At 37.2% G+C, this 19,171-nt stretch carries 15 protein-coding genes and 1 tRNA gene; 5 read left to right on the forward strand and 11 right to left on the reverse strand.

Annotated features, from left to right (window positions below; genetic code table 11):
* Positions 1-19: 19 nt before the first annotated feature.
* Together rpoD and BTO23_RS10435 are read left to right on the forward strand one after the other, a co-directional pair.
* Positions 20-1,861, forward strand: coding sequence for an RNA polymerase sigma factor RpoD (gene rpoD, locus BTO23_RS10430; RefSeq protein WP_060992599.1), 1,842 nt, complete (start codon positions 20-22; stop codon positions 1,859-1,861).
* A 155-nt stretch (positions 1,862-2,016) separates the two neighbouring features.
* Positions 2,017-2,092, forward strand: a tRNA-Ile gene (locus BTO23_RS10435).
* 274 nt (positions 2,093-2,366) lie between these two features.
* Here the strand turns inward: BTO23_RS10435 and BTO23_RS10440 are convergent.
* The 4 genes from BTO23_RS10440 to BTO23_RS10455 form a co-directional block, all read right to left on the reverse strand.
* Positions 2,367-3,524, reverse strand: coding sequence for a beta family protein (locus BTO23_RS10440; RefSeq protein WP_105063452.1), 1,158 nt, complete (start codon positions 3,522-3,524; stop codon positions 2,367-2,369).
* Between the two features lie 12 nt (positions 3,525-3,536).
* Positions 3,537-4,766 carry an ImmA/IrrE family metallo-endopeptidase gene (locus tag BTO23_RS10445; protein WP_105063453.1) on the reverse strand — a complete coding sequence of 410 codons (1,230 nt, stop codon included), beginning with the start codon at positions 4,764-4,766 and terminating at the stop codon, positions 3,537-3,539.
* The gene (locus BTO23_RS10450; RefSeq protein WP_105063454.1) at positions 4,763-5,026 is read right to left on the reverse strand and encodes a type II toxin-antitoxin system HigB family toxin; all 264 of its coding nucleotides are present in this window, start codon (positions 5,024-5,026) and stop codon (positions 4,763-4,765) included. Before BTO23_RS10450 ends, BTO23_RS10445 begins: the two co-directional genes overlap by 4 nt.
* Positions 5,027-5,654: 628 nt before the next feature.
* On the reverse strand, positions 5,655-5,858 hold the full coding sequence (locus BTO23_RS10455) for a helix-turn-helix transcriptional regulator (RefSeq protein WP_105063455.1): 204 nt from the start codon (positions 5,856-5,858) through the stop codon (positions 5,655-5,657).
* A gap of 81 nt (positions 5,859-5,939) precedes the next feature.
* Between BTO23_RS10455 and BTO23_RS10460 the strand changes: the two genes are divergently transcribed.
* Positions 5,940-7,118 carry a MarR family transcriptional regulator gene (locus BTO23_RS10460; RefSeq protein WP_105063456.1) on the forward strand — a complete coding sequence of 393 codons (1,179 nt, stop codon included), beginning with the start codon at positions 5,940-5,942 and terminating at the stop codon, positions 7,116-7,118.
* Between the two features lie 2,657 nt (positions 7,119-9,775).
* Here BTO23_RS10460 and BTO23_RS10465 read toward each other — a convergent pair.
* The 6 genes from BTO23_RS10465 to BTO23_RS10495 form a co-directional block, all read right to left on the reverse strand.
* On the reverse strand, positions 9,776-10,522 hold the full coding sequence (locus BTO23_RS10465; RefSeq protein ID WP_105063457.1) for a hypothetical protein: 747 nt from the start codon (positions 10,520-10,522) through the stop codon (positions 9,776-9,778).
* A complete protein-coding gene (locus tag BTO23_RS10470) occupies positions 10,522-10,968 on the reverse strand; it encodes a hypothetical protein (RefSeq protein WP_105063458.1) in 447 nt (148 codons plus the stop codon). Before BTO23_RS10470 ends, BTO23_RS10465 begins: the two co-directional genes overlap by 1 nt.
* A 17-nt stretch (positions 10,969-10,985) precedes the next feature.
* Positions 10,986-12,053, reverse strand: coding sequence for a hypothetical protein (locus BTO23_RS10475; RefSeq protein ID WP_105063459.1), 1,068 nt, complete (start codon positions 12,051-12,053; stop codon positions 10,986-10,988).
* 704 nt (positions 12,054-12,757) lie between these two features.
* Positions 12,758-13,735 carry a hypothetical protein gene (locus tag BTO23_RS10485; protein ID WP_105063461.1) on the reverse strand — a complete coding sequence of 326 codons (978 nt, stop codon included), beginning with the start codon at positions 13,733-13,735 and terminating at the stop codon, positions 12,758-12,760.
* 98 nt (positions 13,736-13,833) lie between these two features.
* The gene (locus BTO23_RS10490; protein ID WP_105063462.1) at positions 13,834-14,451 is read right to left on the reverse strand and encodes a recombinase family protein; all 618 of its coding nucleotides are present in this window, start codon (positions 14,449-14,451) and stop codon (positions 13,834-13,836) included.
* 141 nt (positions 14,452-14,592) lie between these two features.
* Positions 14,593-16,149: a hypothetical protein gene (locus BTO23_RS10495; protein ID WP_105063463.1), complete on the reverse strand. Its 1,557-nt coding sequence runs from the start codon at positions 16,147-16,149 to the stop codon at positions 14,593-14,595.
* 295 nt (positions 16,150-16,444) lie between these two features.
* Between BTO23_RS10495 and BTO23_RS10500 the strand changes: the two genes are divergently transcribed.
* Entirely contained in the window at positions 16,445-16,645 is a 201-nt protein-coding gene (locus BTO23_RS10500; RefSeq protein ID WP_105063464.1) for an MbcA/ParS/Xre antitoxin family protein, read from the forward strand.
* 32 nt (positions 16,646-16,677) lie between these two features.
* Complete coding sequence (locus tag BTO23_RS21325) at positions 16,678-16,821, forward strand: hypothetical protein (protein ID WP_170066712.1); 144 nt, start codon at positions 16,678-16,680, stop codon at positions 16,819-16,821.
* Between the two features lie 696 nt (positions 16,822-17,517).
* Here the strand turns inward: BTO23_RS21325 and BTO23_RS10505 are convergent.
* Positions 17,518-18,861 (reverse strand): tyrosine-type recombinase/integrase, encoded by a 1,344-nt coding sequence (locus BTO23_RS10505; RefSeq protein WP_105063465.1) that lies wholly within the window; start codon positions 18,859-18,861, stop codon positions 17,518-17,520.
* Between the last annotated feature and the right edge of the window lie 310 nt (positions 18,862-19,171).

Here is a 19,171-nt window from a genome sequence, read left to right on the forward strand (position 1 = left end):
CAGAAGTAGGATACCGTCTATGGATCAAAATCCGCAGTCACAGCTAAAATTACTTGTAATCAAAGGCAAGGAACAAGGCTATCTGACCTACGCAGAAGTTAACGATCACCTACCAGAAGAAATAGTAGACTCTGAGCAGGTTGAAGATATTATCCAAATGATCAATGACATGGGTATCAAAGTGGTAGAAACCGCACCTGATGCTGATGATATGTCATTGAATGATGATGATGCCGTAACTGATGAAGATGCAGCAGAAGCCGCTGCAGCCGCACTATCAAGTGTAGAAAGTGAAATTGGCCGTACAACGGATCCGGTTCGTATGTACATGCGTGAAATGGGTACCGTTGAACTTCTTACTCGTGAAGGCGAAATCGACATCGCTAAACGTATTGAAGAAGGCATCAATGAAGTTCAGTGTTCTGTTGCTGAATTCCCTGGCGCAATTTCATACCTATTAGAACAGTTTGATAAAGTTCAAGCCGAAGAAATTCGACTTACTGACATCATTTCTGGTTTTGTTGATCCTAATGATGATGGTTCTGCAGCACCAACAGCGACACATATCGGTTCAGAACTGAGTGAATCAGATCTTGAAGACGAAGATGAAGAAGCTGAAGATGATGAAGACGAGGAAGAAGAAGATGTAGGTATTGATCCAGAGCTTGCTTTGGAGAAGTTCACTGAACTTCGAACTTCTTACCACAACATGCAACTTGCTTTTGAAGAGCATGGGCGTGATAACGCAAAGGCACGTGAAGCTATTGGTGAATTAACTGATGTTTTCCGTGAATTTAAACTGATCCCTAAGCAGTTTGATTACCTTGTTCGTGAAATGCGTGGCAGTATGGATCGTGTTCGTACACAAGAACGTTTAATTATGCGTATGTGCGTTGAATACGGAAAAATGCCTAAGAAATCATTTATTTCATTATTCTCAGGCAACGAATCGTCTGATGAATGGTTCAATGAAATTCTTGCTTCTGACAAGCCATACGTTGAACGCCTAAAGCGTTACGAAGATGATATTCGTCGTTCAATCAAGAAAATTGACAGCATTGAAAAAGAAACAGGCTTACCTGTTGTAAATATTAAAGACATCAGCCGTCGTATGTCTATCGGTGAAGCGAAAGCTCGTCGTGCGAAAAAAGAAATGGTTGAAGCTAACTTACGTCTTGTAATTTCAATTGCGAAAAAATACACCAACCGTGGCCTACAATTCTTGGATCTAATCCAAGAAGGTAATATTGGTCTAATGAAAGCGGTTGATAAGTTTGAATACCGTCGTGGTTATAAGTTCTCAACTTATGCAACATGGTGGATCCGTCAAGCTATCACTCGTTCAATTGCTGACCAAGCGCGTACTATTCGTATTCCTGTGCACATGATTGAAACGATCAACAAATTGAATCGTATTTCACGTCAAATGCTACAAGAAATGGGTCGTGAACCACTACCTGAAGAACTTGCTGAACGCATGCAAATGCCTGAAGACAAGATCCGTAAGGTTTTGAAAATCGCAAAAGAACCAATTTCAATGGAAACACCAATTGGTGATGATGAAGATTCGCACCTAGGTGATTTCATCGAGGATAACACACTTGAACTTCCTGTTGATTCTGCAACTTCAACAAGCTTGAAATTTGCAACCAACGATGTTCTTGCTGGTTTAACACCTCGTGAAGCAAAAGTACTTCGCATGCGTTTTGGTATTGATATGAATACTGACCATACTCTAGAAGAAGTGGGCAAGCAGTTTGACGTAACACGTGAACGTATCCGTCAAATCGAAGCTAAGGCATTACGTAAATTACGTCATCCTAGCCGCTCAGAAGTATTACGTAGCTTCTTAGACGAGTAATAGCTCTCGCTGTTATTCATCAATAGAATCAAAAAGGTGGGCTTAGGCTCACCTTTTTTCGATCTAAAGCCACTTTTTTAACTAACTGATTAAAAACCAAACACCTTCTCTCTAGACACCCTTTTCATCTTCCCCTATAATCAACCACCTACAAAGGCCCCTTAGCTCAGTGGTTAGAGCGCACGACTCATAATCGTTCGGTCCCCAGTTCAAATCTGGGAGGGGCCACCAAATTTAGAAAGGCGTAATAGGTTAGTACCTACTACGCCTTTTTGCTATCTGACGTTTCTGGGTCAGGTAACGGGTCAGACAAGCCCAATGCACTCATATCCTCTTGTCGCTATCCCATAGTAATCTGAGACTCTCTGTGTTACCAAGTTTTATATTCTGATTGTATAGCTTCTCAAAACGCTTAGACTGCACTTTTACTATTAGGCTTTAAACAAATATATATCCAGTAAATACATCATAAACAAAAAAGGAGCCTTTAAGCTCCTCTATTCAATTAACTAACTCTAATTTTTCTTGTTGTAGCTAAGGTTAATTCAAACTCTTTAACTTCTTCAACCACATAAGTCATATGATGTGTCGTATCTATCGTAACCCATTGAGTTGTACTTCCTTTGAAAGCTTCTTTTTTACCCTCTAAACAGCCTTCATTTGCACATACACTTATCATTCTGTCACCCCAACTAAAACTAGGTTTCATATAATGCCCAGAACTAATTAACCGACGACACAAGTCGTGCATTTGTGCACCTTTATCGCCTTGATTTCTCGGGTATCCTCTTACTACTAAATAGCTATCATTCATTGTGTATCGAATTTTACCATTAGCATATGGCGCAATGCTTACACTCACTGTCGGGTTACTAATACCATAATCTCCAAATACTAGATTAGCATTTGGGTTAAAGGTTTTTATGCTTTTCCAAGCTTTAACCTCTTTTCTAACAACTGGAGCCTGAGAGTTAATTTTAGACACCATTCCATTAATGTCACCAGCAACAGAGCATCCAGCCATTGAAGTGAACTTGAAGTCATAATTTTTTAATAGTTTTAAAGCTAAAGTGATATTATCTTGGATCGCTACAATCGAAGACTTACTCAAAGAAACATCCCCACAATCAAAGAGCACTGATGACCTAGAAATATCAATATTCAAAGCCGTAACTATGCTATCAAAGGTTTCAAGAAAGTATTCCTCTTCTTGCATGTCACTAAAGGCATCATTATCTAATCGAATAAAAAAGCGATTGGTTTCTTTGGAGAGTTGTTTCAAAACAGTGGAGTATTCTTCGTCTTCCCATCTGTCATAGCCAACAACAGGTATAACATTACATCCTAAATTAGACAGGCAACTACTTAAAAAAACTAATATGTGCTCTCCAGATTCAACTGTTGCGTTTGGAGCCCAACTATTAATATCTATACCAATAGAAGCCCCAGTCATAGCATCTTGAATATCAGAAGCAACACCTTGAATATATACTTCGTATGGATTAGCTACAGAGGTATATTTTTTTCTACCTAACATATCCTCAGTCATAGGTGGTAATTCAAATATTGGTAGAATAAACTGCTTTACACTATCATTAAGCTGTTTATAAGATTCGAACTCTCCACTTTTAGCTCGACTAATTGGAACATATTTAGGAATCATAAATTACCTCACTTACCAAATTTTATTGGGAAAGTGCTTACGAACCTCCCCTTGACCAATTAAATTAGAAAACTGATTATATTTACCTGTTTCTTTTCTCAACCTACCCGCAATTATAGAAGGGTGAATTCTTAAATTTCGTGACAAATCTTCTATATTTTTGCTATTTGGATTCAAATAAGCCTGACTACGCTTCCAAACAGTACGAGGAATTAATGTATCACGAGCTATGCGGTTAGCTTCAGCTTCAAATTTATCGGTGCTTTCAGCTCCATGCTCAAGATCATCTACAAATGTTTTATCTGAATCGATATGTTTCCATATATGGACAACTTCATGAAGCAGCGTGAACCAAAAGTTATCCAATCGGTCTAACCTCAAAGATAAGGCAATAATAGGGCGACCATTGCTATCTTTTAAAGCAGCACCATCGACTGAAGTTCCTTTAAGTGCAGGCTCGATAACAACACATATTCCATGTGTTTCAAGATACTCAATCGCTAATTTTGGCCCAAACTCAGACCAACTCAACTGAGCTAACCCCTTTAAGAAATCTTTATCAATGATGCTTGAATCATATTGTGGTATTGAATCTTTTTCTCGTGATTTCTGAACCACACGGCTTACCCACGCATAAAGTTTATATTGTGTTGATGGAGAATAAGCATCACCTGTCAATGTTCTTCTGAAAGCTGCTGAAGCCGTCGTTCCGCCGACTTGCTGGATAAACTCTTTTACATACCCTTCCACTTCAGATTTCGCTTTTGAAGCAGTATCTTTGATCCAGCCTCTAGAAATCATTTCCTTAATCGGAAATTTAGCCCAGTTAATTTCTTGGTTACTAGCCCGTTCTGTAAACTCTGATTCTGACTCCATACCTAATAAAGTTTGAGGAGCGATTCCCAAACCTATAGATAGTGACTTAATCATGGATACAGTCAAAGGCCTTTTACCTGATAAAACCTCAGATACTCGACTCTTCGTTCCAAAATATGGAGCTAAATCAATTTGCTTTAAACCCTTTTCTTCCATCCGAAATTTAATAGCACTTATTGGATCAACTGGCATTACTGGGTAATGACTTTTCTCATACTGTTCAATAAGTAAGGTGAGCAATTCAAAATGCTCAGCTTCCTCAGATCCAGGCGTCAAATTTTGATCGAATAAATATTCAACCTCGTTGAGATATTGATGATATTGCTCTTCTGTTCTAATTACTCTCGGAGCTAATTGACTACTCATTCTTGTATCACTTCACTAATCATTGCTTTATCTAAACCAAATTTAATTTTTAGTTTAATTTGAGGGAATTTATTTCCACATACAGGAAAAAGGAAAACAGTTCCATCGACAGATATAGCTCTAGGAAACGCATCTAAAATAGCACTAGGTTCTTTCCACGAAGCATGGCTGACTTCTGTAACCCACGCAGAAATCCACTGATCTATTTCTTCATTGCAGCCCAATACGTAGGTTAAGTGATGTTTACCAATCAATTGCATTACTTGTTCTCCATTTGGGAACTATCTTATATATAGAAATCTACCAAGTCAACAATGTTCCCAATTCGAGAACGAATAAATGAGTAACCCTATAGATTACATGGAGACTATTGACTAAAAAACAAGCCATGAATAAGAAATTAAATGAATATCAATCCTTTAGTCATTAGATATCAAGAGAAAAGTTAACCGACAGAAACCATAGTTATCACATACGTCTATATAAACAACCAGCATGAATACATTAAAGTAAGACGTTTATATGCGCTATAGCCATCTATTTTAAGAATTATGGCTGTCATCAACGGTAAGAAAATAGCATAAGAAAAAGTAAATTATGAATGAGTTTACGGTAAAATTTGTAGGCGCTATTCAGAATTAAAGATATAGGTATTGAACATTCACATTGCCTATTTCACACAAAGACACTATAAAAGTTACATCTTTAAGCCAAAATCGGACACCATACTAAAAATAATGATATCCGAAATAATTCTTTATTAGTCCACTGTGAATCATAGTTCATTATAAGTTTAAATTTTAACTTGAATATCGAAACCAAGAATAAATGAAAATTTTACTGAAGCATGGTTCCATCGTCTAAATTCACAGCACTTACCCTTTAGGCCTAACTCTTAATTTCTGCATCAGTACTAGACAACTGTGATTCTAACCAAGCATCAATATCCACAGATCGCCAACCTATCACCCTATTACTCAATGCTATGGGCTTCGGCAGATGATTCGATTTTCTCCATCGCCAGATGGTTGTATTGCTCACCCCTAGTAACCTTGCTAACTCATCCTGCCTGATAAATAATTTATTACTCATTGTTTTATTCTCTATTGTTATTCTTTGAAAACACTATAATGACAATACAGACCAAGCATAATACGAAACATACAACAAACCATGTTGACAGATTCATTTATCGATCTACACGCATCGCGTATAGCTCTAAGAAAACAGATAGAAAAACAAGCTAATGCGCTACAGGAACAAACTCGTGTTGAAAATATAAAAATTACTCAACGCAAGCGTGCTGGATATCTTTACGCTATTACTGTCTTAAAGAACATTGTTCTTGAGCCATTTTTCATTAAGGCATTTAAAGCAGAGTTCAAGTCTTTAAAAACGTATGAATCACAAACAATCAATGAGTTAGATTCCTTAGTTATTGCTCACGGTGGGCTGAATCGCACTATTCTACAACTCGAAGAATTTCTCGCAATTCGTGGATTATGGACTACAAATTATGATGAAATTGACTATGCAGATGAAGTATTGCAAAGCCTTTGGAAAGTAAGAGCATTAACACCGCAGTATAAAGAAAAAACCTACTGGAACACGGTTCTTCCAACATGCGCTTTATGCTGGCGATTACCTCAACATTCTCATTATTATTGCTCTGAACATCACCCTAATCGTGATCAGAAGTCTTATAAAGCAGCAAAACATAAAGTTTTTCGTGCTTTAACACAGCTTGATAATATTTATATTGAATCTAAATTCGAAAAACAGAAAGAAGCTGAATCAAATAGCCAGAAAGCGTCGAATATGTACCGTTTACTTGGTGGTTTTGCTCCGCACCCTCGCTATTTCATAAAGTTTTGTAAGAACCATGTTCTACAAACAACCTGGATCGAGCTTGCAAAAAGCATTACAACCACCACTCAAGAGCTTTACCCTGCTACCTTTAATTGTATAAAACGTATAAAACCTCAAGATTACTCTTGTTGGAAAAACTGGTGTCTAGCAATAATTCGCGCATTAGATCCTTTACAACCAAAAGCTTGGGTAGTTAGAGAACAAGATAAACATCTAATTAATGTTGAGTCTTGGATGGCAATCGTATCTACGTTACATCGCTATGAATGCACACATCGCTATGAGTCTTTACCTGTGAATTTTGGCCCAGAGAAGGGTTATAGAAGAAACGAAGAACAGTGTTCTTCAATAAAGCAATTGATTGATATACAGCGCTTGGAAACAGGTAAAGTTAATCTATCAGAAGTAGCACGAACGCTGGGGCTTAGCAGGCAACGGATACATAAGATCGTTAACACCTATGGGCTGTTAGTCAAAAAATAAAGTATATGAGTATGAAAAACGACTTTTAGCGGTTTGAAGGCTTCACTTAGATAACGCATTGTATTTTTTATTCGTGATAATAATTAAATAGTAAAGAAAGCGAAGAACACTGTTCCATCGTTACTTACCGCATATGTTCGGTACGCAGATGATTAAACTTATATAGCTATGAAGTTGATCGTTCATATAGAGGAAGCGAAATAACAGTGTTCCAACGTTACTTACAGCATATATTCGGTACGAAAATGATTAAACTAATGTACCCCTGGAGCTAACAGCTCATACTGCCTCATTGCGTGTGCTGACCAGCACGCGCGATAAAGTGGTGAGATTCTGAAGACAGATCACCACACTATTTGATTGTGCATATAGAAGAGACGAAGAACAGTGTTCTTCAATAAAGCAATTGATTGATATGCAGCGCTTGGAAACAGGTAAAGTTAATCTATCAGAAGTAGCACGGACGCTAGAGCTTAGCAGGCAACGTATACATAAAATCGTTAATATCTATGGAATGTTAGTCAAAAAATAAAGTATATGAATATTAAAAACGATTTTTAGCGGTTTGAAGGCTTCACTTAGATAACGCATTGTATTTTTTATTCGTGATAATAATTAAATAGTAAAGAAAGCGAAGAACACTGTTCCATCGTTACTTACCTGTGCACGCTCGGCACGCAGATGATTAAACTTATATAGCAATGAAGTTAATAACTCATACTGTCTCATTGCGTGTGCTGACCAGCACGCGCGATAAAGTGGTGATATTCTAGACTCTATTCTTATTTACCAGCTTGATTATGCCCACTGAAAAATGCTGAGTTATTAGTTATAGATAAGTGTTGTTCTAAACATAATCCAGATAACAAGCTTTGATAGTTCGAGGGCAAGGTAAATACCAAATCAATGTTGAGTACAGATCGAGATCGTATCTACGTTACATCGCTATGAATACACATATATCTATGAGTCTCTACCTGTAAATTTTGGTCCAGAGAAGGGTTATAGAAGAAACGAAGAACAATGTTCTTCGATAAAGCAATTGATGGATATTCAGCTTTTGTTCTAGTTGAGATGATTAAGAAAATGGCTCATATTTCTCAGTTTTTTAAGTGCCTATTCAATGCTATGCATTACGTTTTAACGTTGTTTCTTTAAGCCACCTGCGAGGCGGATAGTTTCACATAATTGCTAACTTACTGCTTAACATAGTTATGTGTTTACGTTTTAACGTTGCTTCTTTAAGCCGCCTGCGAGGCGGATAGTTTCACATAATTGCTAACTTACTGCTTAACATAGTTATGTGTTTACGTTTTAACGTTGCTTCTTTAAGCCGCCTGCGAGGCGGATAGTTTCACATAATTGCTAACTTACTGCTTAACATAGTTATGTGTTTACGTTTTAACCTTGCTTCTTTAAGCCGCCTGCGAGGCGGATAGTTTCACACAATTGCTAACTTATTGATTAACTTGGCTATGTGTTTACGTTTTAATATTGCTTCTTTAAGCCGCCTGCAAGGCGGATAGTTTCACATAATTGCTAACTTATTGCTTAACATGGCTATGTGTTTACGTTTTAACGTTGCTTCTTTAAGCCGCCTGCGAGGCGGATAGTTTCACATAGTTGCTAACTTACTGCTTAACATGGCTATGTGTTCACGTTTTAACGTTGTTTCTTTAAGCCACCAGCTAGGTGGACTAGAGCGCTAGTTGCTTGCTCTGAAGTCAATTTATCTAACTTAACCTCATCTGTAAAGAAGTTTAACTCATTGACTTATAAAATATTTTATATATAACAAGCACAAAAAAGACAAGCATAAACGCTAAAGATTTGTTTCTAGTTGATAATAAAGCTTTTATCTGAAGACGTTCTTTACCCTCCTCGCTAACAACTTTTTTTACGTAAGCGCCAGCCAGTTACTCGGTGTGTTGAGAGGTGAACGAAAGCCGTTAGGCTTTGGTTCACTTTAGCGCCTGACGACATATCAGAAAAAGCCAAGCTCTCACTCTATCCCGAATGGACGGATAGCGTTTTCGGCCAAGATGTTGTTGATACGTAAAATACTGATGGTACACGGTTACTCAGCTACAGATCGACACATCGCTTAAGCCTTTACCTGTAAATTTTGGCCCAGAGAAGGGTTATAGAAGAAACGAAGAACAGTGTTCCAGCAATGAGCACTCTCAATCGTTTTTTCCCAAAAATCAGTCAGAGTAAGCGCTCAATAATATTTTATTGGCGTCCGTTTGCCCTATCAAAAGTTATCCGAATTCAGCACATCCAGAAATTCCCTCTCGCAGAGCAATCTAATTTCTCAATTCGATTACTAAGCTTTGATTTTTAAACGGAGGATCGAATTATATACCTGTGAAGTACTATTTAGCTCCGTATAGCAAATTGTTAATCATATGACTCGATTACATCAGTGATATCGTTAGGCAGGTTATCGTAAAGGTAAATACATGATTTGGCTGAACAGTAAATCGTTCAAGGATTTGTGAGGTATTCGAATACCTCTTATACCTGAAGTAACATCAACTTATCGAGATGATAATTAATGGGTGTTGGTGAGTTGGTTTTCTTACATTTGAAATCAGAACAGCCCATGTGAGTACCTTTATTTAAGGAGCATCACATGGGATTTCCTAAGTATAACTCTATTTAGATTGGATTTTGGACTTAGCGACTAATTCTACTCTAATTTTTGCTTCAAGCCTCTTTCTTTTCTCTTCAGCTGCTTTATCAAGTTTAGCTTTTGTTGGAGCATGGAATAAATCGACAGAATAATGGTTGACATAAAAATCAGCACCTGAACCACCGTTAAGTTTATGTTCGGTCCCAAACCTTAAACCATCTGAACTTTTATTGCTAACTGCGATGCTCCTTGCTACCAGACCAGTTTCCCATTCATTCATCGCATACGATGCGCCACTCTCAAGCTTCGAGTAGAAAATCATACCGCCTTTGCAATTATTAGAACCACCCATTGCATAGCTACCTAGCAATTGATTTTCTAATCCGCCATACACGTAATCAAAGCCATTCCAAAGCTTTGCTTCCATCACCCATTTATATAAGTCGCCACTAGAACCCGTTACTTCAATATAGATATCACAATGACCACCATTTTGAGCATCATGATGCACCGATGGGTATTTTTGTTTGAGCTGGACGATAAGGTGCTCGGTTATGGCATCTTCACCTTTCTCATAATGATGTTGCCTACCAGACTCAGTGATACTGATTATTTTGTTCAAATCTCTGTCAATTTGGCTGACAAACGCATCATATGATAACGGTCTCTGACGTGCTAACTGTTCCATAATATCAGGACAAGCAGAAAGTATATCCTGCATACTGTAACCAGCAGCTTGTGCCATACTGTCAATAGGAGAAACTGTCATTATCGATGCCCCACTTCTTCTAGGGACAACGGGTTCGTTGGTACTTGAAGTCTATTCACAAAGTATGGGAACACTCTAGAGTTTAGCTCTTCCAACTTTAGTATATTCCCATCATTATCAATATACTGTTGCTCGTTTAACGCCACCATATACGTATGCTGATCTAATTCGTCAATCACATCAGTGATACTGTCATCATACAATTTATATCTGACTTCTAGAGCATCAAAAGGATTGGCCGTTAGAGCATATGCTGCCTGAATCAACTCACTATCACCTGAAGGGGCGCGATTTAATGCTGCTCGCAAACCTCCGATGGTCAAATTTTTTTGTCGCGGATTTTGCTCTAAATAAGAAGTAATGGCGTCACAAACAGCATAGATCGGTGACTGTGTTGTCGACACCAACTCGGCTAACAGTGTTTTAATCTGGGTTACATTGCTCATGACAAACCTTAAAATATCTATGGAAGATGCAACAGCACTTTCTCAATCGCGAAATTGAAATCATCTAATCTTGACGATTTATTAACTGAAAAATCAGTCAATGGTTGCGATGTATCAAGCATCTTTGGATGCCCCATCAACCCAACCTCAATGTCAATTTTACGTGTTGTATTTGCTACTGGAAACTCCCACTTTTTGGTTACAGAAAATTTAGCATGCACATAACCAGCTGTTTCACCTGTATTGTGGTAGCTATCCTGCTTCAAACACTTTTGGCTACCCTTTAGTGGAATTCGAACAGGGTTGGAGTCTGTTGTAACATGTCCAACTTTCGTGATGTAACCATCAACAGCATCATACATAGGACCGATAGCATGAAACACGTTGACTGGGTCACCATGGTCAACTCTATTAGCCATCAAAAATTGACGCATAATAAACAGTTGTGTTTGACAGGCAGTTCTTGACATCGACGCTCTATCTACAGATAAGATTAGTCTCGATTTATTCTCACACCAGTAAATTACATGAAAGAGTTGAGTTCTCACTCTACGTTTCATCATGAATGTTGTATTAGTATTCTGGAGTTGAATACCACTTGCTGATAAGTGTGATGCAGGTACAGGCTCTTCAATTTCTCGGTCTGTAATTACAGATGCAACAATTCGCTTATATGTTTCACCACCAAAAGAAACGCTATCCCGCAATACAGGATAAACTCTGCTGGTTTGCAAGCTATTTAACAGCGTAGTATTTTCAACTGGGAATGGAAACGCATCAATAATTGACTGCTCTGTGGTGAGCTGCAATGTTGCGAACAGTGAGTTAAGTGCGATCTGGTCAGCTGGCTGAGTGACATTAAAAATCTCAACCTGTCTCGTATCAAGTTGCAGCGCCAACAAGCCAAGCTCATTGAGCTTATTTTGCAAGTCGGTATTTGTGTTAACAACACTTAAAACATCCATTTTAAAGTCATCTTTTGACCTAGCTACTGTATCGATAACCTGCTTAACCTGACTTTTGGTAAAGTGGAAGTTAAAACGGTCTAGCAACTTGCTGATTTGATGCTCGTAAGATGTTGGCATAAATTCCCTTAAACAATATAACTGATCATTACGTTTTCAATCATATCATGTACATAGCTGAGTATCATTTGATATCGATTCAACTTGTGAAATCTAATCTCATATGGCGAAATAAAATGCAATTACTCCACAATGTTGCTAGTGGATATTCGCACGACACAATGATACTTGCTGTGATCGCCTCCCCGATTTTATAGACTGTAATAAGCTAGATCTTACTCAAACTCAACTAATCCGAACCCACATAGTTTAGAGCACAAATTTTAACTTGCTTTTACCCACATTCGAGTTAGCTGACATTGTTAGTTCAACCAGTACAGGAATACGTTTCATTTGAACTGCATAATTGACAATTCTCACAAAACGGCATAACTCTCTTTTAAAACCTCCATTGCGCTCAAAATGTATATACACAAAAACGGCGTAACTCTCTTTTGAAACCTCCATTGCGCCCAAAATGTGTATACACAAAAACGGCGTAACTCTCTTTTGAAACCTCCATTGCGCCCAAAATGTGTATACACAAAAACGGCGTAACTCTCTTTTGAAACCTCCATTGCGCCCAAAATGTGTATACACAAAAATAACATAAGCTAACAATCATTAGCCTAACGTTCATTAGCTTAACGATCACTAGAGCAAATAATTAACCCAAGAGATGCTTACGTATATAGCTAGTACCTCATACTGAACGAATATGATCTTTAAGCCTCCATCTGCTGCTGAGACAACCTCATTTGAATTGCGCTATTTTTCACTAACAGTTCCGCGACTTGCTCTTCAGATGCTTTTAGTTTGTTCTCTGTTATTCGCAAGCTAACAAGCATTTCCTCATGTTCTTTTCGTAAGGCTGTATTTTGATTTTCTATTTTTTCTAATGATTTATTTACTGATTTAAGCTCTGTTGTCTCAGCTACTAACTTCTCTTTAATAAAATCAAAGTTAACCGTCAAGTCAGATAATTGATCCCGCAATATTTCAATTTCACTCAATGTCACTTTAGATTGAGTATCTAAGACAATATAAGCCTCCTGGCTGCTTGAAAGCTTTTCCATAAGCGCTTGATAAGACTTAATCTCAGTATCCAAATGTTCACTCAACAACAGATTTTTTTCCTGTAATTGTCGATTTGTCGCATTCCAATCAATTTTTTCATTCCCTAACTCTTCTAATCTATCTTCAAGTTCTTCTATTGTATCTTCTTGAATTTCACCCTCTTCAACCTGTATACGTACTCGATTTTCAATTTCAATTGCTGCTTCCTCTGCTATTGTTTTTGCCGCAATAGCGGCTTCTGTAGCATTTTCTGCATATTTTAATCGAGTTCTGACCAACTGCTCATGATGACGGTATGCAGCACTATTCATCTTAACCATTACATCTTTCAATGCATCGCTGAATTCAGTTTCAAGACGATTAAATGTATCCTGAATTTCAACAGGTAACTCTGTGTGAACTTGATTTCCAGATTGAAGATTTATACTTACTTCGATTTTCTTTTCAACCACTTCAGGGATTTTTCCCTCTTCTCTCAATCTATCTAAATCAATTTTAAGATTAGTCGTTTTCCCTCGCTTTAGCACCTCTCGTAAATGCCACCCACTTGGTTCTAAACCCTTGTCGACTATTATTTTTGCCGCATTGATAACATCATCATCTGTATATGATTTCTTCCTAGCCATTTTTATGAACCTTATTTTTATTCTTATTAGGTTAATTTGTTAAGTTAGTTAGTTAGTTAGTTAGTTAGGAACTTAACTAACTAACCTTACTTTTATAATTAGTAACTTTTATCTTGTAGGTATTTATAATAGGTCGCCCTTCCAACATCTTGAGATTTACAAGCTGCCGAGATCGTTTCACCGTCTGCCACTAATAACTTCACTGCTCTACACTTTTGAGCTGTTTCTACATTTATTGGACGCCCCTTATACCGACCTTCTTTTTTTGCTTTTGCTATTCCTTGCTGTGCTCGCTTCTGTCGAGTTTCATAATCATCACGAGCCATTGCAGCTCCCAGATCAAGCATAAAGTTAGTTAACGCTTGCTGAATTGCCGAGACTGATTCGTCTGAATCAACAAGAGTTTGATGCGTCATTGATTGGTCAACAACAACAATGGATAACCCTTTCGCTTTTATCCTACTTTTTAGCGTTTCCCAGGTTTGAAATGGGAGACGGGTTAACCGATCCATTTTTTCTATTAACAGAACATCACCGTCTTCTGAGTCTTCAATCAACTGATCTAGTTTTGGACGCTCTATTGCTGTACCTGAGATATTCTCTTGATAGAAAGAAGCAATCTGAAGATTTCTTACTTTTACAAACTCTCGTAACTCATTTTTTGCGCGAGATGAATCCTGATCGTTTGTTGAGGCTCTTAGATAAGCTCTTATCATTTTCTTATGTCCTATAAATGTCCGTTTGTCTAATTTAAACCGTCCATTAATTACTGTCTATTTTATACTGTCTTTTAATGTTTGATATGTGAAGCTCGTTATGTCTATTTTAAGTATGGTTATAATAGACATTGATATGAGCTATTTTATCTCATTCCCTGATAGTTCTTTCTTAATGACTTTTTCTGCCATATCACTTCCCAATAATTTTTCCACAGATATGGATAATGGCTGTAAAAATTCGGGCAAGCTTTCATTCATAGACACCAAAAACATATTCATGTATTTCTCAACTAACTTTGGTCTTTTGTTAGCTTTCGCTAATAGTGAAAAGAAACCATACTCAATAACATCCACGATTACCTTTTTGACTTGCTTCGTTACCATCGTTAGCTGTGCCTTCAGCGCATTTATGGTGTCTGATACTCGTTTTAGTTCTAGATGTTGTTCTGCTAGTTGAATCGCCATCTGAGATGATTTTCTCTGATGCTGCATCTTTAATACTTCAAATTGCACCAATTTCTCACCATATTCGATTTCTGCCATAACCAATCTATCTTGAGCTTGGGCTAATTGCTTTTCTGTCGTAGACAGTTGGATCTGCACCTTATCTAATTCAGCTCGTTCCTTTTCTAACTCTTCCCTCACCATGCTTTCTAAATTAAAACTACGCTGAGATTTTGGAAGACTCGCTTGAATATTCATTAACTTACGCTGTTGTGAACGACGCTCTACCTCTGGGCTAAATTCAGCATTTAGTCCCAATGCATTCAGATAATAAGCATTAATAAATGCATAAAACATTCGATCAAACTCAAAAAGCGCATTCTTGTATTTTCGACCTTTTTCTTTTTCTTCTACAGGTAGCGCACTTGTCCAATGTACAGGGCCAAACGAGCGTTGAAATTTAACGGCTTCATTGTATTGTTGTTTCAATAAATCACGCTTTTGAGTCCGTTGATTTAACGTCGATATATATAAATGGCAATGCGCTCCCGTTGATACATGTTGCCGTCTTTCATCATGGTGCCCAAGACCTAGCTTTATTTCATAGTCAGGAAAATAATACCGATAAAAGGAACTAACAATATCAATGTACATCTGCAATGGCATAATGTTTGTGCCAATCTCCCAACGCCTTGGAATCGTAAAAACAACTTCTTGAAGGTAGGTTTGATTAGTTCTTGGCTCTGCACCACATAGCATATTATGTAAATCATGATACTCCGCCAGCATCCTCATTCTTTGTTTCTTTCCCCACATTACGGGCGGTCTTGCTACTACACGATGCCAATACCTAGGAGGAATAGCTTGATCATCAGGAAAATTTAACCAATCTTGAAATAAATCAGCAGCCTCGTTATTTCCATTTTTCCTTTCAGATGAAATTGCATTTTTTAATTTACGCTTAGACTCAGCTCTTTGCCTTAACTTCGCCTCTCGCTTGGCAATTTTTGGATCAGGAAGAAAATTATCTAAGAGTTCTGCTCTCTCATGTTGAGCTAAGCTATTTAAAGATACTGAACTTCCATGCCGTGTTAAAATATTCGATTGTGCCAGCTCCTCATACCATTGTGCGTTTTTATCCTGCTCACTAGATAATCGTAAAGAATGGCTAAGTGACTTCTGAAGTTTCTTTCGATCGACATTACTGTAGGTAAAGTTCAATACACTAAAAAAAATATGAATCATTTTCATGATAGCCTCCAAATAGTACGGTTTTACCTTCTACTTTGACTTCACCATGATTTATAAACAGGTCTACATTGTATGGGGATCTTAACTGTCGTAAGTTGATCGGAAATTTTATATACACCATTTCATGTCTTCTTATCGTTGCTTTTGCGAACACTAACGAAGAAAAACATTACTGTAAATGATATAAATTCATTAGAATCAATCCATTATAAAAAGACCGATATTTATCAAACGGATCGATATATAGAACTTTTTGGACTAAAAAAATATTTTTATATAACAACAGGTGAGAATAATGAAGATTGCGCATATAGATAAAGAGGTTAGAGAAAAACTACTAGAACTCTTTGCTGATGAACAGATATCTGAAGAATGGATCACAACACCAAAAGTGATATTCAATGGGTTAAGTCCATTAGAAGTCTTGGCTTCCGAGCAAGGTAAAACCAAAGTTCTCGATGCAATTCAAAGGATCACGTATGGTGATTTTTCCTAATTTATTAGAACAGAGCTAATTGAAGAGTTGATGTGCCAAACTTGGCAGATGATGTGCCAAACCTGGCAGAAGATGTGCCAAACCTGGCAGAAGATGTGCCAAACTTGGCAGAAGATGTGCCAAACTCGGCAGAAGATGTGCCAAACTCGGCAGAAGAAGACGTGGTTTATAACTAATAGATTGGTAGTGCAGCTCATCAAGTGACATATTCGTTTATGATCGGTCATGAAATTAAAGAGCGACACTCTTTCAGTTTCAGATAAATTACTTTTAAATCAAATAATAAGGTCTATATTGCACGTTATGTTCATCGTTGTTTCTGAAGTATGAATGCCTATCTCTGATCTAAAACCAAATCGCGGTCTTACTTACTTCTGTACCTTACTGCTAATTTCACATCGATGTTTTCTCTGACGCCAAGTACAAGAAAGTGGTTTATGCCTAATAAACTGGTATTTTAGCCCAACAAGTGACATCTCTATTTAGGATCGGTCATGCAATTAAAGAACTGTACTCCTTCAATTTTAGATAAATTACTTTTAAATCAAATAATAAGATCTATATTTCACGTTATGTTCATCGTTGTTTCTGAAGTATGAATGCATATCTCTGATCTAGAACCAAATCGCGGTCTTACTTACTTCTGTACCTTACTGCTAATTTCACATCGTTGTTTTCTCTGATACCAAGAACAAGAGAGTGGTTTATACCTAATAGACTGGTATTTTAGCCTACTAAGTGACACCTCTGTTTAGGATCGGTCATGCAATTAAAGAGCTATATCCATAATCAGCATCTAAAATTTAATACAAATAAATGAGCCTAGAGAAATATATAAAAAGAAAGCCCAGTAGGGCTTTCAATCAACAATGTTACTTCGCCAATGTTAAGGTTACTTTCCCTACTGACAATGATGGTACTAGCGCAAGTGATGGCGGTTTGTAATCGATCAAATCCTTTAGTTTGTCATTCCAAATTATAAGCGCTTCCAATTTATCATCAAAGTAATCATATCTGTCATAGTGCTTCGAACTTACATCTTGTAATGCATGGTTTTGTAATCTGTCTCGTGTTTGCTTATCGATCCGACAGGCTCCCATCAGTGTTTTACATGTACGTCTCAAGTCTCTTGGTGAAAAATGTGCCATCTGTTTTTCTTCACGATAACGAGTTATTGAGCGACCGAACGAACAGGTAAGTGCATGACGAGTTGCATCATTAGGATTTGGAAACATATACTTACCATCCCCACTTAACTCATATTGATTAAGTAAAGCTTGATATGCCAATTCATTTAACGGCACCGTATGCTCCCGATTATTTTTTGATAATCCTCGTTCAATAATAATAAATCTCTCTTTCCAATTTACATTGGACCATGACAGCGTAATGATTTCATATGGACGCTGCCCTCCGAGATAAATACATAGTTGAGCTAAATTGCGGAAATCTTTCCCCATATTAAAAGAACCATAATCACTATTTAAATCAATCAGAAATCTCTTTAATTCATCCCAATCTAAAAAGCGTTCGCCTACTCGCTCAGCATTTTTTTGCCTGGGAATAGGATTCACAGGATTAAATTTAATATCAAATGTCGAATGTAATGAAAAATATCGAGGATCATTATCAAACTTCATACCATGATTGAATGCTGCCATAATATAGCTGCGAACACGGTTACTTACAGTCTCACCACCACGCTGAATAATTTTACTGATCACAAATTTGATTTGATTTGTTGTTACATCACAAGCTTTTGTGTCTGATGAGATATACGGATAAAACTCTTTTTCTAGGCTAACTAATACTGCTTTATAAGTACGTTTACCATCAATTTTCATCCGCTCTGTATAACTATGAAAAAGCTCTTTTAATGTCCCCTTCTCATTATGTTCATCTTCAATCTTTTTCTCTTCAATCGCTAGTTGCTCGATATGTTTTTTAGGATCTTTACCCTGCATTAATAAGGCAGAAAATTCCTGCATTTTTTCTCTTGCTTCAACTAAGGTCATGCCATTAGTGCGAGATCTAAATAAACCCAGAGAGATGAACCTCTCTTTTCTTTGTTGGTAATAACGAAAAACAAATTGCTTTTTACCTGAGGGCAAAACTTTCACGCCTAGCCTCCCAGTTCCTCTTTGACCAGATTGATCCCATAGATAGTAAGATGAAGACTTATTTACAGCGGATTGAATTTGGGTTGCTGTTAACATCGTTAAATTTCCCTTGTTGTTTTCAGCAAAAGTACCGTCAATTTGAAAAAGACATAATGAGATACTAGCCAAAAACCATGTTGACAAAATATCATCTGAATCAAGAAACACTTATTTCTGGTCAGATAATGGGTCAGACAAGAGGGAATTTGAGTAACATTTTATGAAACGCAATGAAAAGCAAAATAAAAATAACTCATTGATTATAATGAATTTTGCATAACAATGAACGTCTATGAAAATGAATCTTTTCGGACTCATAATCGTTCGGTCCCCAGTTCAAATCTGGGAGGGGCCACCAAATTAGAAA

This window comes from Aliivibrio sifiae (assembly GCF_002954715.1).
In the GTDB taxonomy this organism is placed as follows: domain Bacteria; phylum Pseudomonadota; class Gammaproteobacteria; order Enterobacterales; family Vibrionaceae; genus Aliivibrio; species Aliivibrio sifiae.